Annotated in this window: 15 protein-coding genes; 5 read left to right on the top strand and 10 right to left on the bottom strand. The window is 65.6% G+C overall.

All coding sequences use genetic code 11. The features are described 5' to 3' along the window. Positions 1–78 precede the first annotated feature (78 nt). Positions 79–354, top strand: coding sequence for a hypothetical protein (locus LDO54_RS32465; protein WP_224015833.1), 276 nt, complete (start codon positions 79–81; stop codon positions 352–354). Positions 355–452: 98 nt separating this feature from the next. On the opposite strand, the gene LDO54_RS32460 is transcribed toward LDO54_RS32465, so the two are convergent. Then, the gene (locus LDO54_RS32460) at positions 453–674 is read right to left on the bottom strand and encodes a hypothetical protein (RefSeq protein ID WP_224015830.1); all 222 of its coding nucleotides are present in this window, start codon (positions 672–674) and stop codon (positions 453–455) included. Between the two features lie 355 nt (positions 675–1,029). On the opposite strand from LDO54_RS32460, the gene LDO54_RS32455 reads away from it, so the two are divergent. Further along, complete coding sequence (locus LDO54_RS32455; RefSeq protein WP_224015828.1) at positions 1,030–2,013, top strand: DMT family transporter; 984 nt, start codon at positions 1,030–1,032, stop codon at positions 2,011–2,013. 454 nt (positions 2,014–2,467) lie between these two features. Here the strand turns inward: LDO54_RS32455 and LDO54_RS32450 are convergent, their stop codons facing one another. Continuing rightward, positions 2,468–2,983, bottom strand: coding sequence for a CinA family protein (locus tag LDO54_RS32450; protein WP_224015826.1), 516 nt, complete (start codon positions 2,981–2,983; stop codon positions 2,468–2,470). 84 nt (positions 2,984–3,067) lie between these two features. Beyond that, complete coding sequence (locus LDO54_RS32445) at positions 3,068–3,811, bottom strand: SIR2 family NAD-dependent protein deacylase (protein ID WP_224015824.1); 744 nt, start codon at positions 3,809–3,811, stop codon at positions 3,068–3,070. Between the two features lie 162 nt (positions 3,812–3,973). Here LDO54_RS32445 and LDO54_RS32440 point away from each other — a divergent pair, with 162 nt between their 5' ends. Beyond that, positions 3,974–4,270: a hypothetical protein gene (locus LDO54_RS32440; RefSeq protein WP_224015823.1), complete on the top strand. Its 297-nt coding sequence runs from the start codon at positions 3,974–3,976 to the stop codon at positions 4,268–4,270. A 24-nt stretch (positions 4,271–4,294) separates the two neighbouring features. On the opposite strand, the gene LDO54_RS32435 is transcribed toward LDO54_RS32440, so the two are convergent. The 7 genes from LDO54_RS32435 to LDO54_RS32405 all read right to left on the bottom strand — a co-directional run bounded on the left by LDO54_RS32435 (position 4,295) and on the right by LDO54_RS32405 (position 12,730). After that, entirely contained in the window at positions 4,295–4,924 is a 630-nt protein-coding gene (locus tag LDO54_RS32435; RefSeq protein WP_224015819.1) for a LemA family protein, read from the bottom strand. An 84-nt stretch (positions 4,925–5,008) separates the two neighbouring features. Beyond that, complete coding sequence (locus LDO54_RS32430; protein ID WP_224015902.1) at positions 5,009–6,532, bottom strand: TPM domain-containing protein; 1,524 nt, start codon at positions 6,530–6,532, stop codon at positions 5,009–5,011. A 145-nt stretch (positions 6,533–6,677) separates the two neighbouring features. Beyond that, positions 6,678–8,504, bottom strand: coding sequence for a glutamine--fructose-6-phosphate transaminase (isomerizing) (glmS, locus tag LDO54_RS32425; protein WP_224015816.1), 1,827 nt, complete (start codon positions 8,502–8,504; stop codon positions 6,678–6,680). 76 nt (positions 8,505–8,580) lie between these two features. Then, complete coding sequence (gene glmU, locus LDO54_RS32420) at positions 8,581–9,942, bottom strand: bifunctional UDP-N-acetylglucosamine diphosphorylase/glucosamine-1-phosphate N-acetyltransferase GlmU (RefSeq protein WP_224015814.1); 1,362 nt, start codon at positions 9,940–9,942, stop codon at positions 8,581–8,583. 253 nt (positions 9,943–10,195) lie between these two features. Continuing rightward, positions 10,196–11,191 carry a tRNA 2-thiocytidine(32) synthetase TtcA gene (gene ttcA, locus LDO54_RS32415; protein ID WP_224015810.1) on the bottom strand — a complete coding sequence of 332 codons (996 nt, stop codon included), beginning with the start codon at positions 11,189–11,191 and terminating at the stop codon, positions 10,196–10,198. A gap of 3 nt (positions 11,192–11,194) precedes the next feature. After that, positions 11,195–11,590, bottom strand: a complete 396-nt coding sequence (locus LDO54_RS32410) for a dihydroneopterin aldolase (RefSeq protein WP_065061120.1) — start codon at positions 11,588–11,590, stop codon at positions 11,195–11,197. Between the two features lie 276 nt (positions 11,591–11,866). Then, positions 11,867–12,730 carry an SDR family oxidoreductase gene (locus tag LDO54_RS32405; protein WP_224015807.1) on the bottom strand — a complete coding sequence of 288 codons (864 nt, stop codon included), beginning with the start codon at positions 12,728–12,730 and terminating at the stop codon, positions 11,867–11,869. Positions 12,731–12,743: 13 nt separating this feature from the next. Between LDO54_RS32405 and LDO54_RS32400 the strand changes: the two genes are divergently transcribed. Together LDO54_RS32400 and LDO54_RS32395 are read left to right on the top strand one after the other, a co-directional pair. Then, a complete protein-coding gene (locus LDO54_RS32400; protein WP_224015805.1) occupies positions 12,744–13,955 on the top strand; it encodes a class I SAM-dependent methyltransferase in 1,212 nt (403 codons plus the stop codon). 36 nt (positions 13,956–13,991) lie between these two features. Beyond that, a complete protein-coding gene (locus LDO54_RS32395) occupies positions 13,992–14,186 on the top strand; it encodes a DUF2905 domain-containing protein (RefSeq protein WP_224015803.1) in 195 nt (64 codons plus the stop codon). Positions 14,187–14,259 lie beyond the last annotated feature (73 nt).

Below are 14,259 nucleotides of genomic sequence, written 5' to 3'. Positions count from 1 at the left end.
CCGAGCCAAGCGCCGCGATGGACGCGCGTTCGGGTTTGCGTACAATGCGCGCCACCGCCCAACTCTGGAGCCGCAACCATGGCCATGAAGAAGTTCGACCTTGAGAAAAACAAGGCGCTGAAATTGATGCAAAGCACCCACAAGGCCAGCCCCGACCGCTTCGGCAAGGCTTCGTCCGACGCGCCGCTCGACCGCCGCGAGCAGCGCAAGCTCGATCAGGCCGCGGGTCTCGTGCCGTTCGCCTGCAAGCTCAACGCCGATCTCGTGGCGAAGCTCAAGACGCGCGCCGAGCAGCATCCCGAAGGCATGACGGGTCTGCTGACCGAACTGCTCGAAGCCGGCCTCGCGAAGTAAGCCGCACGCAATAAAAAGGGACAAAAAAAGCCAGAGCAATGCTCTGGCTTTTTTCTTTGCTGCAAGGACTGCGTCACGCGGACAAGCCGCGCAGCCGCTTAGTTCTGCGTGCCCTTGTCGCTCGTGCCGGCAGCCGAAGCGGCTTCCTCGACCTTGGCGCGCTTGCCATGGTGCTTGAGCTCCTTGTGATGCTTCTTGGCCTTGGCCGGTGCGCTGGCTGCCGGTGCGGCAGCGGCGGGCGCCGAAGCTTCCTGGGCAATAGCCGAAACCGAAATCAGTGCGACGGATGCTGCGATAAGCGAGGCGAGAGTCTTTTTCATCTGATGTTCCCCAAACCTGACAAATATGACCGGCACGTTGTAAATGGGCACTGCGTACTGGCGATTCGCTCCGCTGGCCGATCTGGGCGGGCGTTTCGCGCGAAGCAGTATCACGCAGCCCAGGCGGTTTGTCATCCGCAAACGGGGCGGTGTATTTTCCGGGAGACAACTGGCTTTCAGTTCGGATACGATCGGGATTTCGCACGTCCGTTTCATTGTGTTTTGTTGTGCGCGCCTGCGTGTGGACTCCCTGCGTTCCCCTCGCTCGCTGCGCTCCGTGCGCTTTCGCCACGCATCATCCGCATGAAGTCTGCCGGGCGCCGCACACGCTCCCCGCCCGAACCGAGATTGCCGCTTGAACTCCGCCTCCCGCCAACACCTGCGCGCCAACCTGCTGATGCTGGCCGCCGCCATGATCTGGGGCTCCGCCTTCGTTGCCCAGCGCCTGAGCCTCGACGCCATCGGCCCGTTCCTCTTTACCGGCATCCGCTTCCTGCTGGGCGCGCTCGTCGTGTCGGTGTTCGTGTTCGCGCTGCGGCGCGCGCGCGGTGCGGGCATCGCTGACGGCCGCGCGCCATCCGCCGCCGCGGCGCGCCCGCTTTTCGACGCCGCCCTGCTGCGCGACGGCGCCGTGCTCGGCCTCGTGCTCGCGGTCGCGATCTCCTTGCAGCAGATCGGCCTTCGCTACACGAAAATCGCCAATGCAGGCTTCATCAGCTCGCTTTATGTCGTCATCGTGCCGATGCTGGGCGTGCTGCTGCGCCATCGCACCGGCCCCGGCACATGGATCGGCGCGGCGCTCGCGGCCGTCGGGCTCTACCTGCTCAGCATCAACGAGCATTTCTCGATCATGTACGGCGACTGGTATCAGCTCGGCTGTGCGCTCGTGATCAGCATTCAGGTGATGCTCGTGAGCCATTACGCGCCGCGTCACGATCCGCTCGCGCTGTCGATCGCGCAGTTCGTGGCCTGCGGCCTCGCGTGTCTCGCGATCGGCCTCGCCATCGAACCGCTGCGTCTCGCCGATCTCCTGCGCGCGGCGCCCGCGATTCTTTATGGCGGCGCGCTCTCCGTGGGCGTGGGCTACACGATCCAGGTGGTCGCGCAACGCGACGCCACGCCCGCGCACGCCGCCGTCATCTTCAGCATGGAAGGCGTGTTCGCGGCGCTCGCGGGCTGGGCCGCGCTCGGCGAAACGCTCACCACGCGCGCGCTCATGGGCTGCGTGCTGATGCTCGCCGGTCTGCTCGCCTGCCAGTTGTTGCCCACGCGCCGGAACGCCGAATCGGCCATCGATCAGGCCAGGACACCGGCAACCCAGCCCGCTGAACCGGCCTGAATTCGTGGCCTGAACACGCGTCGCGCACGCGAACGTTCGAGCAAAAAAGCGCTGCCTGCGGGCAGCGCTTTTTTTATCCGCGCGTTTTATGTCGCGCTTCACATCGTGCTTCGCGTGGATAACTTCACACCGCCATTCACGTTCGCGCGAAGTTATCCACGGGAAGCTCTGGACAAACTGGGGACGACCTGGCGAATCGTCTGTGGATGGATTCTTGATAACCTGGCGTGAGCGGGAAAAGCCGAAAAAGTTATCCGCACCATTCCGCGCGCATCCATCGATTGTCCGCATGGCTGTCCATCTCGCATCGAATTGAACGCAAAAAGAAATACCGCGTTATCCACAGGAAATGCCAGGGCTTGTTAACTGTTACTACGTATACATATATTTATTGATATCTCTAAGAGGATAAAGCGCAGCCAGGGCGCGAATCGCGCGACGCACGCTTAGCGCGTCAACGCGCAAGGGCCAGCGAATCGACAAAACGTGGCAGCCCGAGCAGCGCGCGTCGCGCAATCGAGCGCTTGACCTCCGCACCGCGCCCCGTGAACAGCACCGTCTCGCTCGCGCTCGACACACCGTCGCGTTGCCTGCACGCCCATGCCAAGCCATGCGCCGCCGCCGCGCGTCCGTCCTGCCCCACGCTGAGCCAGCCGACGCTCGCGAGCGCCACGTTCGCCCCTTCCCTGCCTACCGCACGCTGGACCAGCAACGCTTCGGCCAAAGCACGCGCCAACGCTTCGTTTTGCGCGGCATCGCCGGGTCCGTTGGCGATCGCCAACGGCTCGATGCCCGGCAAGCGCGCGAGCGCCGCACGCGTGTGCGCGATCAGCGCGACGTCGAGACAGCTTTCCGCGCCGGGCAGTTCGGCGAGCATCGTCGCGATATGCCCGGCCGTGCAGGTTTCGAGACTCGCGAGCACGAGTCCGCGCGACTTCAGATAGCCGACGATCTGCTTCGAAATGTTCATGATTCGATTCCGCAATAAAAAAGGCGTGCGGCCGCGAAGCCCGCACGCCCGATGGCGTATGACACGAGACACACGACGCGTGCGTCAGCCGCCGTTCATCATGCCCGCGATGGTGTCTTCGAGATTGCGCAGGCCCACGGTCGCGGGCTCGCTTTCGACGACGCCGAAAAACTCCGTGCGGCGCGGCGACGGATCGACGAGAAAATTGCGCACGTGCTGGCCATAGCGCGTGGGCGGCAGCAGACGCTCGGGCGGAATCACCTCGAACGCGGTGCCGATGGCGATAAACAGATCGTTGTCGTTCATCGACTGCTGGATGCGCCAGAGCGTTTCGTACTCGGGAGCAGCCTCGTTGAAGAACACCACGCCCGGCTTCACGCCTTCGACCTCGCCGCACGACGGGCACGCCGCGCCCGCATCGAGACCCGCGCCGCGCGTCGGGAAGCGATAGTCACAATCGGTGCAGAGCAGCGAGATCATGTCGCCGTGCAGATGCGTGACCTGGCGCGCGCCGGCCTGCTCCAGCATGTCGTCGATGTTCTGCGTGATCAGATGCACGCGCTCCGTGCCCCACGTGTCCTGCCATTGCGCGAGCAGCTTGTGCGCCTCGTTGGGACGCGCGTCCGCGCATTCGGCGATGCGCTGGTTGTAGAAGCGGAACACCGCCGGACGATTGCGCCGCCACGTGAGGTAGTTGCAGACTTCGTCGATGCTGTGGCGCGTCCAGATGCCGTCGCCGGTGCGGAACGTGGAGATGCCGCTTTCCGCCGACAGACCCGCGCCGGAAAACACGAACAGGCGCGGCAGGGATGATTGCAATTCGGGCACGTACGCCTCCTTGACTCAGTGGCCGCCATTATGGCGCACGCTTTACAGACGGTTACAGCCGAGACTTCTGCGTTTCACCCTGGAACGGTTCCATTTTCTAGTATCGCGCCATCACGGACGCATCGCGCGTCCGATTCCTACGAGACGATGGACGGATACACCATGAAACGCGCATTGATTCTGACCGCTATGGGGCTGAGCCTCGCCGCCGCATCGGGCGTGGCGTCGGCGCATACGGACTTCAACGTGATGCTGGGCGTGCCGGTCGCGCCGGTCTACGCTGCGCCGCCGCCGCCCGTGATCTACCAGGAAGCGCCGGTCGCGTACGCCGCGCCCGCGTATGGCTATGGCTACGGCTACCGCGAGGACGGCTGGGATCACGACGACGACCGCCGCTGGCACGATCACGGCCGTCATCGCGGCTGGTACAAGCATCACCACGGCGACGACGACGATTGAGGCCCATCGCGGCGCCGCTGACGCTTATTGCGCGGCGGCCTGCGAAGCGGGCGGCTGCGCGCCGGGCGACGAGAAGTCGAGCTTCGGCGCGGTCGAGATCGCCAGCTCGTTCGCGACGCTGAAGTTGGGCCGAGGCTGATAGCCGAACGCCTTCGCCATGATCACGCCGGGAAACTGGCGAATCTGCACGTTGTACTGCTGCACCGCGAGGATATAGCGGCCGCGCGCCACGGTGATGCGGTTCTCCGTGCCTTCAAGCTGCACCTGCAGATCCTGAAACAGCTTGTCCGCCTTCAGTTGCGGATAGTTCTCCGACACCACCATCAGGCGGCTCAGCGCGTTCGTCAGCTCGCCCTGCCGCATATCGAACGCCGCGAGCGCATTCGGATCTTTCGCCATCTGCGGCGTCATCTGCACGCTGCCGACGCTCGCGCGCGCCTGCGCCACCTGCGTCAGCACGCTCTGCTCGTGCGCGGCGTAGCCCTTCACGGCAGCGGCGAGGTTCGGCACCAGATCGGCGCGTCGCTGATACTGGTTCAGCACTTCCGACCACGCCGCATTCACATCTTCGTCCGACGACTGGATCGCGTTGTAGCCGCAGCCCGCGAGCGGTGCGAGGATCAGACAAGCCAGCAAAATGCGCAGCCACTTCATGAGTTCAATTCCTGTCGAAAGCCCGTTGCGGGCGAGTTGAGAAAAATCCGTTTGTGCGTGCGTCGAGTGCGTTGCGCGCGCGTGTCACCAGTTGCCCGAAGCGCCGCCGCCACCGCTCGAACCGCCACCACCGCCCCAGCCGGAATCGTCGTTCGACGAGCGGGAGCGTTTGCCGAACCACGACCACGATGACGACGAGTTCGACGACGTATCGACGCCCATGATCTTCGCGGCGATCCAGATGATCGCCATGGATCCGAGCAACACGACGACCGCCGCGGTGCCGAGCGCGTGGACAAAGCCGACGCCGGTTGCGCACACGAAGCCCGTCACCACGGCGTAGATGGCCGCGAAGATTGCCGACCATTTGCGGACTCGCCTGGAAAGATAGAGGCCGATTCCAAGCGCGCACGGCACGAAGCCGACGCAAGCGCCCAACATTGGCAGCAAGCGGAGGTCGTCGGAGCGAGGCGGCAGCCAGACGATCAGAAACAGCATGGTGGCAACGAAACCCGATACCAACGGCCAGATTGGGAAGTCGAGTTCGACGCCCCGCCGCCGCCGGCGTTGCCGGCTGCTGTTATTCGTCTCTTTGCCTATGTTGTTAGTTGCGTTTTTGATTACCTGATCGTTCGACTCCCGATCGCGGCTGGCTGCTTCGGCATCGGCTTTCGCCTGCGCACGCCGTGTTTTGTAGACCCGCCCGCCAACGACACCCAGCAGCAGATTCGCGAAGGCCAGCCCGAACCACAAGAGCGGTCCGTCGTAGCGCGAAGGCGGCGCCAACATCGGCGGCGGGCGCGCTGCGGCGGTGGCCGGGTCGACGGAATCGTTGGAGTGGGCGGAATTCGTGGAATCAGCGGAGTTCGCCATCGAACTCGCGGCGGATTCATCAGCCGTCTCGTCGGGTGTCGATGCGCCCGTCTGCACGGGATCGGTCAGACGTTGCGTCAGCGAGTCGACTGCCGCGCTGATGCCGGCTTCGAAGTTGTTGTCGCGAAACGCCGGCACGATCCGCTCGCGGATGATGCGCCCCGCGATCACATCGGGCACCGTGCCTTCGAGGCCGTAGCCCACTTCGATACGCACGTGGTGATCGTGCAGCGCGGCCACGAGCAGGATGCCGTTGTCGGCCTTCTTCTGCCCCAGCTTCCATTGCTCGAAGATCTGCGTCGCGTATTGCTCGATGCTGACGTCGCCGGTGCTGGGCACGAGCAGCACGGCGAGCTGATCGCCGGTCTGCTGTTCGAACGCGGCAAGACGGCGCGTGAGATCGGCCGTGCAGGCGCTGGAGAGCGCGCTGGTGAGGTCGGTGACGCGTCCCTGAGGGTGCGGGATCGAATCGGCGCTGAGGACCGTATCGACGAGCGGCGCGGCATAGGCTTGCGTGCAGGCGCCGGTGCCTGCGCCGGGACTCGCGACAACGCTTGTGTCGCCGCCGGCTGCCGCGCTGCTGTCCACCCCACTGCCGCCCTCGTTGCTGCCCGCGTGCGCCGCCACGCAGATCAGCAGCGCGGCCAGCCATCCCAGTCGAATCATGACGCCTTGTCCTCTCGATCGCTCGCTTCCCAATCTGTCAGAGGAAAGCGATTTGGCGCCAGTCTGCACCAAACCCGGCGCGCTGCAAACGATCTATGCGCACTGCATCAACAAAGCGTTTTCACGCTCTACGAAGCGAAAAACCAATAAAAAAGCGCCGGATTTTCATCCGGCGCTTCTCAGGCAGCAAATTGCGGCAGCCGCCGCTCGCGCGTTATTCCACCGTCACCGACTTCGCGAGATTACGCGGCTTGTCCACGTCGGTGCCACGCGCGCAGGCCGTGTGATACGCGAGCAGCTGCAGCGGCACCACGTGCAGGATCGGCGAAAGCAGGCCGTAGTGCTCCGGCATGCGGATCACGTGGATGCCCTCTTCGCTCGTGATATGCGTGTCGGCGTCGGCGAACACGTAGAGCTGGCCGCCGCGCGCACGCACTTCCTGCATGTTCGACTTGAGCTTTTCCAGCAGCGCGTCGTTCGGCGCGACCGTGACCACCGGCATTGCTTCCGTCACGAGCGCGAGCGGGCCGTGCTTGAGTTCGCCCGCCGGATACGCTTCCGCGTGGATGTACGAGATTTCCTTCAGCTTGAGCGCGCCTTCAAGGGCGATCGGGTAATGCAGCCCGCGGCCGAGGAACAGCGCGTTTTCCTTGCGCGCGAACTCTTCCGACCACGCGATGATCTGCGGCTCCAGCGCGAGCACGCCGTTGAGCGCGGCGGGCAGATGGCGCAGCAGCTTCAGGTACGCGGCTTCCTGCTCCGCGCTCACGTGGCCGCGCAGCTTGCCGAGCGTGACCGCGAGGATGAACAGGCCGACGAGCTGCGTGGTGAACGCCTTGGTCGACGCCACGCCGATTTCGCGGCCCGCGTGTGTGAGGAACTTGAGTTCGGTGAGGCGCACCATCGCGCTCGTCGCGACGTTGCAGACGGCCAGCGTGTGCGCCATGCCGAGCGACTGCGCGTGCTTGAGCGCCGCGAGCGTGTCGGCGGTTTCGCCCGACTGCGAAATCGTGACGACCAGCGCGCGCGGATTCGGCACCGACTCGCGGTAACGATACTCGCTCGCGATTTCCACATCGGTGCGGATCTTCGCGACCGATTCGAGCCAGTACTTCGCCGTGAGGCCCGCGTAATAGCTCGTGCCGCACGCGAGAATCAGGATGCTGTCGATGCCCTTGAACACCTCGCCCGCGTTCTCGCCGAACAGGTCGGTGTCGAAGGCGTCGGCGGCCGGGATCGTGTCGGAGATCGCGCGCGGCTGCTCGAAGATTTCCTTCTGCATGTAGTGGCGATACGGCCCGAGTTCGACCTCGGCGCCGTAGCCGCCGTAAGCCTGCACGTCGCGCGTCTCGCGCGTGACCATGTTGCCCTGACGGTCGGCGATGCGCACGCCTTCGAGCGTGATTTCGCAGACGTCGCCTTCTTCGAGGTAACTCACGCGCTCGGCGCTGCCCGCGATGGCGAGCGCGTCGGACGCGATGAAGTTTTCGCCCTTGCCGTAGCCGACCACGAGCGGCGAACCCGCGCGCGCGCCCACGACCGTATGCGGCTGATCCTTGTGCACGACGCCGATTGCATACGCGCCCGCGAGCTGCTGCACGGCTTCGCGCACGGCGGCGAACAGATCGCCCCGGTACAGGCTGTGAATCAGGTGCGCGATGACTTCGGTATCGGTCTGCGAGACGAACTCGTAGCCCTGGCCCTTGAGCGTTTCGCGCAGCGTTTCGTAGTTCTCGATGATGCCGTTGTGCACGATCGCCAGCGCGTTGCGCGAGAAGATCGGGTGCGCGTTGTTGACGGTCGGTGCGCCGTGCGTGGCCCAGCGCGTATGCGCGATGCCCGTGACGCCTTCGAAGTGCGCCTCGCGCACCTGCTCGTCGAGTTCGGCCACGCGCGCGACGCTGCGTACGCGCTGCGGGCCCTCGGCCGTCACGATGGCCACGCCGCACGAGTCGTAACCGCGATATTCGAGCCGCCGCAGTCCTTCGATAAGAACGGGGACGATGTTACGTTGCGCTACCGCGCCGACGATGCCGCACATGGAATTCGATCCTTTGCAATGAGAGGCGGGGCGCCGCGCGCGTGTTCAAGGCGCGGCGCCCGAAGTGTCCTGCCGTTCAGCTTTTTTTCTTGACCGGACGAACGTAGCCGGTTTTCGCGATCTGGGTTTTCTCGTTGAGCGCCAGCGTCTCGGCCGGCACGTCCTTCCAGACCGTGGTACCCGCCGCGATGGTCACGCCGCGGCCCACGCGCACGGGCGCGACGAGCTGCGTATCCGAGCCCACGAACACGTGGTCCTCGATCACGGTGCGATGCTTGTTCGCGCCGTCGTAGTTGCAGGTGATGGTGCCCGCGCCGATGTTCACGCCCGCGCCGACATCCGCGTCGCCCACGTAGCTCAGGTGATTCGCCTTCGAGCCGAGGCCGATGTTCGCGTTCTTCACTTCGACGAAGTTGCCGACGTGCACTTCGTCGGCGAGCTTCGCGCCCGGACGCAGACGCGCGTAAGGACCGAGCACGGCCTTCGCGCCCACGGTGGCGTTTTCGATGTGCGTGTAGGCGTCCACGCGCGTGCCCGCGCCGATCTCGGCATCGCGGATCACGCAGTTCGGGCCGATATGCACGTTGTCGCCGATGGTGACCGTGCCTTCGAACACGCAGTTCACGTCGATGAACACGTCGCGGCCGCACGAGATCGTGCCGCGCAGATCGAAGCGCGCCGGGTCGGCGAGCGTGACGCCGCCCGCGAGCAGCGTGTCGGCGGCATTGCGCTGATAGACGCGTTCGAGCACGGCGAGCTGCTGCTTGCTGTTGACGCCGAGCGTTTCCCATTCGGCGTCGGGCTGCGTGGTCACGACCGCGTGACCCGCGGCAATCGCGGATTCCACCACGTCGGTCAGGTAATACTCGCCCTGGGCGTTGTCGTTCTTCAGCGCGTCGAGCCAGCCCGCGAGCGGCGCCGTGGGCGTCACGACGATGCCGGTGTTGATCTCGTCGATCAGGCGTTCGTCGTCGTCGGCGTCTTTCTGCTCGACGATGCGCACGACTTCGCCTGTCGCGCCGCGCACGATGCGGCCATAGCCGGTCGGGTCGTCGAGCGTGACGGTGAGAATGCCGTAGGCGTTCGCGCCCGCCGCGTCGGTCAGGCGCTTGAGCGTGGACGCGCGCGTGAGCGGCACGTCGCCGTAGAGCACGAGCGTGGGCACCGACGGATCGAGCAGCGGCAGCGCCTGCGCGAGCGCGTGGCCGGTGCCGAGCTGCTGTTCCTGCAGCGCGAACTGCACATCGGGGGCGCCGACGGCGGCACGCACGGCGTCGCCGCCATGGCCGATCACCACGACGAGTCGCGTGGGCGACAGCGTGCGGGCGGTATCGATGACGTGCGAGAGAAGCGGCTTGCCAGCCAGCGGATGCAGTACTTTGGGCAGCGCGGAGTGCATGCGTTTGCCCATGCCTGCCGCGAGGATCACGATGTTCATTGCATCGGTGACTTGAGTGGGAATGAAGCGATCGATTCTAGCATGGGGGGTATGCGCCGGACGCCTTGCGGACAGGCCTTCGGCGCGGATTCCCCGTGTTTAGTACACACTTTTACAAGCGCGTTGCGCGCATGCAACCCGCGTCGCGCGCGCACGCCTGCGCCGCACGAAAAAACGGCCCGCGTGAGATCACGTCGGGCCGCCTGGGGTCGGATGCGCATTGCGCATCGCATTCGTTCTGAACGCGCGTCGATCAGAGATCGTCGAGCGGCGTGAACTTGAGCGTCGCGCCTTCGCTCGATGCGGGCGTGTCGGTCGAGCACGGTTCTTCGTCGAAGGCGATGTCGCCGTTCGGGTCCTCGACGCCGGTCGCGCGCAGATCCTTGAAGCCGAACAGCGAGGCGTCCATCAGATGCGAGGGCACGACGTTGCCGAGCGCATTGAACATGTTCTCGATGCGGCCCGGGAAGCGCTTGTCCCAGTCGCGGATCAGCGCCTTCATTTCGGCGCGCTTGAGGTTCGGCTGGCTGCCGCACAGGTTGCACGGAATGATCGGGAATTCGCGCAGTTCCGCGTACTTTTCCAGATCGACTTCCTTCACGTAGGCGAGCGGCCGGATCACGATGTTCTTGCCGTCGTCCGATTGCAGCTTGGGCGGCATGCCCTTGAGCTTGCCGCCGTAGAACATGTTCAGCAGCAGCGTTTGCAGGATGTCGTCGCGATGGTGGCCGAGCGCGATCTTGGTCGCGCCCAGCTCGCCCGCCACGCGGTAGAGAATGCCGCGGCGCAGACGCGAGCACAGCGAGCACGTGGTCTTGCCCTCGGGCACGAGGCGCTTGACGATGCTGTAGGTGTCCTGGTTCTCGATGTGATACGGCACGCCGATCTTGTCGAGATACGCGGGCAGGATGTGCTCCGGGAAGCCCGGCTGCTTCTGGTCGAGATTCACCGCGACGATCTCGAAGTCGATCGGCGCGCGCTCGCGCAGGCGCATCAGCACGTCGAGCATGGCGTAGCTGTCCTTGCCGCCGGACAGGCAGACCATGACCTTGTCGCCGTCCTCGATCATGTTGTAGTCGCCGATCGCCTGGCCGACCTGGCGCACGATGCGCTTGTAGAGCTTGTTGTTCTCGTAGGCTTCTTTCTGCTCGCGCCTGGTCAGCGCCTGGCGGCCGCCGGCTTCGGGTGTATCGGCTTCGGGCGCTTCAGCCTGGTTCTGATCCACGGGCAGCGTTTCGGGTGCGTTCATGGCTCAGTCCTCTTTGATGCGAAAGACTTCGACGCCCACCGCGTCGCAGTCCGGATAGACGTCGGGCTTTTCGGTCGACACGCGCACCGCGCGCACCTGCTCGTGCGCGAGCAGCGCGGCGGCGAGGTCGTCGACGAGGGTTTCCTGCAGATGGATATGCCCCTGGCCGATGCGCGCCGCGACCGTCGCGCGCATGTAGTCGTAATCGACGACTTCGCGCAGCTTGTCCTCGCGCGGCGTGGTCGACGCGAGCGGCACGTACAGATCGACGTTGATCACGACGCGCTGTTCGCCGCGTTTTTCGAAGTCGTGCACGCCGATGTTGATGTTGACTTCGTAGTTGCGCAGAAAGAGCCGGCGGCAGTCGGCGAGCCGGGGATGCAGGAGTACGGCGGACATGTTCGTTCCAGTCGATAAAAGCGTGCGTTTCAGGCACCTGCGCAGGCGCGCTGCGCCATGCGGGTCAGTCAGATTCGCGCGGTCCTTCTGCCAGACTGTCGGGGCGCTCGGGCGAGCGGTGCGACGAGGCGGAAAAGGCCGCGATAAAACGTTTCGGGCGCGCGGCAATGTCTTGCAGTTAGTTGCTTTTCAGTGCCGAGCATTCATGCTGCGCCCGCAACCGGTTTTTCGCGAACGCCAGCAGGCGCGTGGGTCTTCAGCCCTGCATCAGAGCGCTCAGGCGCCCGTCAAAAACATCACGTCGCGCGGCAGCGGCACGAGATGCTGGCCGCCGTCGACGACGAGCGTCGTGCCGGTCACGCCGCGCGCCTGCGCGAGATACAGCGCGGCGTCGATCAGATCCTCGGGCCGCGACGCACGGCCCAGCGGCGTCACCTTGTGCGCCGCCTCGAAACCTGCCGGCGACTGATCGCCGGATTGCAGCGTGAGGCCGGGCGCGAGCCCCGCCACGCGCACCTTCGGCGCGAGCGCCTGGGCCAGCGCGACGGTGGCGTTCGCGAGCGCGGCCTTCGTCAGCGTGTACGACAGGTAATCCGGATTCATGTTGTACAGCTTCTGGTCGAGCACGTTGATGACGCACGCGCGCAGCGCTTCGTCGTGCTCCGCGGCATCTGGCGTGGCCTCCCAGAGCGTGCGCGCCAGCACGAGCGGCGCGCCCACGTTGATCGACATGAGCTGCAGCAGCTTTTCGTAGCCGACGTCGCGCGCCGTGTCCTCGCTGAAACGCGACGCGTTGTTCAGCACACAGGATGGCCTGCCGAGCGCGGCCGTGCAATCGGGCACGAGGCGCGCCACCTGCGCCTCGTTCGCCAGATCGGCGTGCAGCGCAATCGCGCGACGGCCCAGTGCGCGGATTTCCGCGACCACTTCGTCGGCTTCCTCGCGCGAGTCGCCGTAATGCACCGCCACGTCCCAGCCGTGCGCCGCGAAACCCAGCGAAAACGCCCGGCCGATGCGCCGCGCGCCGCCCGTCACCAGCACCACGCGCGCGGGCGCAGTGGTATTAGCGGGGTCGGAAGCGGAATGCGCCGTCTGCGCTGCGCCGCGTTCAGGCGCGCCGATGCCGGAAGTTGCGCTCATTTACAATGCCGGGATGAATCCGAAAGCTCACGAACCCGCTAGTTTACCTGTTCCCGAGCCGATCGCGCTCGCGCAGTCCGAGGCGCTCGCCGCGACCTTGCGCGCCAAACTCGCCGCAGCGGGCGGCTGGCTGCCGTTCGACCGCTACATGGAGCGCGCGCTCTACGCGCCGGGCCTCGGCTATTACAGCGGCGGCGCGCGCAAATTCGGCCTGCTCGCCGACGACGGCAGCGACTTCGTGACCGCGCCCGAGATGTCGCCGCTGTTCTCGGCCACGCTCGCGCGCGCCGTCGCCGAAGCGCTCGACAAAAGCGGCACGCACGCGCTGATGGAATTCGGCGCGGGCACGGGCCGTCTCGCGGCGGGCGTGATGCTCGCGCTCGAAGCGCTGAGCGTGCGCTTCGATTCGTACGCCATCGTCGATCTGTCGGGCGAATTGCGCGAGCGTCAGCGCGAAACCATCGCGAAGCTCGCGCCGCATCTGGCGGAGCGCGTGCGCTGGCTCGACGCGCTGCCCGAGAGCTTCGAAGGCGTGGTGATCGGCAACGAGGTGCTCGACGCCATGCCCGTGCGCCTCTTCGCGCGCAAGGACGCCGTCTGGCACGAACGCGGCGTGGCCGTAAACGACGCCGGCGCCTTCGTGTTCTCCGACCGCCCCGCGCACAGCGGCGACGCGGATTGGGCCGCGAGCGTGCCCGGCAGCGTGCTCGCGCAGATCGACGGCAGCGAGGATTACGTCGCGGAAACGCACGAAGCGGCGCTCGCCTTCACGCGCACGGTCTGCGCGATGCTCGCGCGCGGCGCGGCGTTCTTCATCGACTACGGCTTTCCGGCTGGCGAGTATTACCATCCGCAGCGCGTGCAAGGCACGCTGATGTGCCACTACCGCCACCGCGCGCACGGCGATCCGTTCCTCTACCCCGGCTTGCAGGACATCACGGCGCACGTCGAATTCACCGGCATCGCGCAGGCGGGCGTGGAAACCGGCGCGGACCTGCTCGGCTACACCTCGCAGGCGCGTTTTCTGATGAACGCGGGCATCACCGACGTGCTCGGCGAAATCGACCCGAGCGATGTCGTGCGTTTCATGCCCGCGGCGAACGCGGTGCAGAAACTCGTTTCCGAAGCGGAGATGGGCGAGCTGTTCAAGGTGATCGCGTTCTCGCGCGGCATCGACTCGACCCTCGCGGCGTTCGCGCGCGGCGACCGCAGCCACACGCTCTAATCACGCTCTGATCCTCTCTACACTCACGGCCCCGACATGATCCGCTGGTTTCTGACCACCTTCATCGCCGTCGCGATTTTGTCGAGCGCCCAGCCCTGGCTGCGCAAGCTCGGCATCGGCCGGTTGCCCGGCGACGTCACGCTGCGGATCTTCGGCCGTGAGTATCCGCTGCCGTTCATGTCGACGCTGGTGCTGTCGATGGCGCTGTCGTTTCTCGTGCGCGCGCTTTGATGCGATGAAGCGGGCGCGCGCCGCCCCATAAAAAAACGGCGCACGCGTGCGCCGTTTTTCGTTCCCGCAAGCG

Origin of the sequence: Paraburkholderia tropica, assembly GCF_914484835.1 — a bacterium.
In the GTDB taxonomy this organism is placed as follows: Bacteria; Pseudomonadota; Gammaproteobacteria; order Burkholderiales; family Burkholderiaceae; genus Paraburkholderia; species Paraburkholderia tropica_A.
This window is presented reverse-complemented; position numbering and strand designations above follow the sequence as displayed.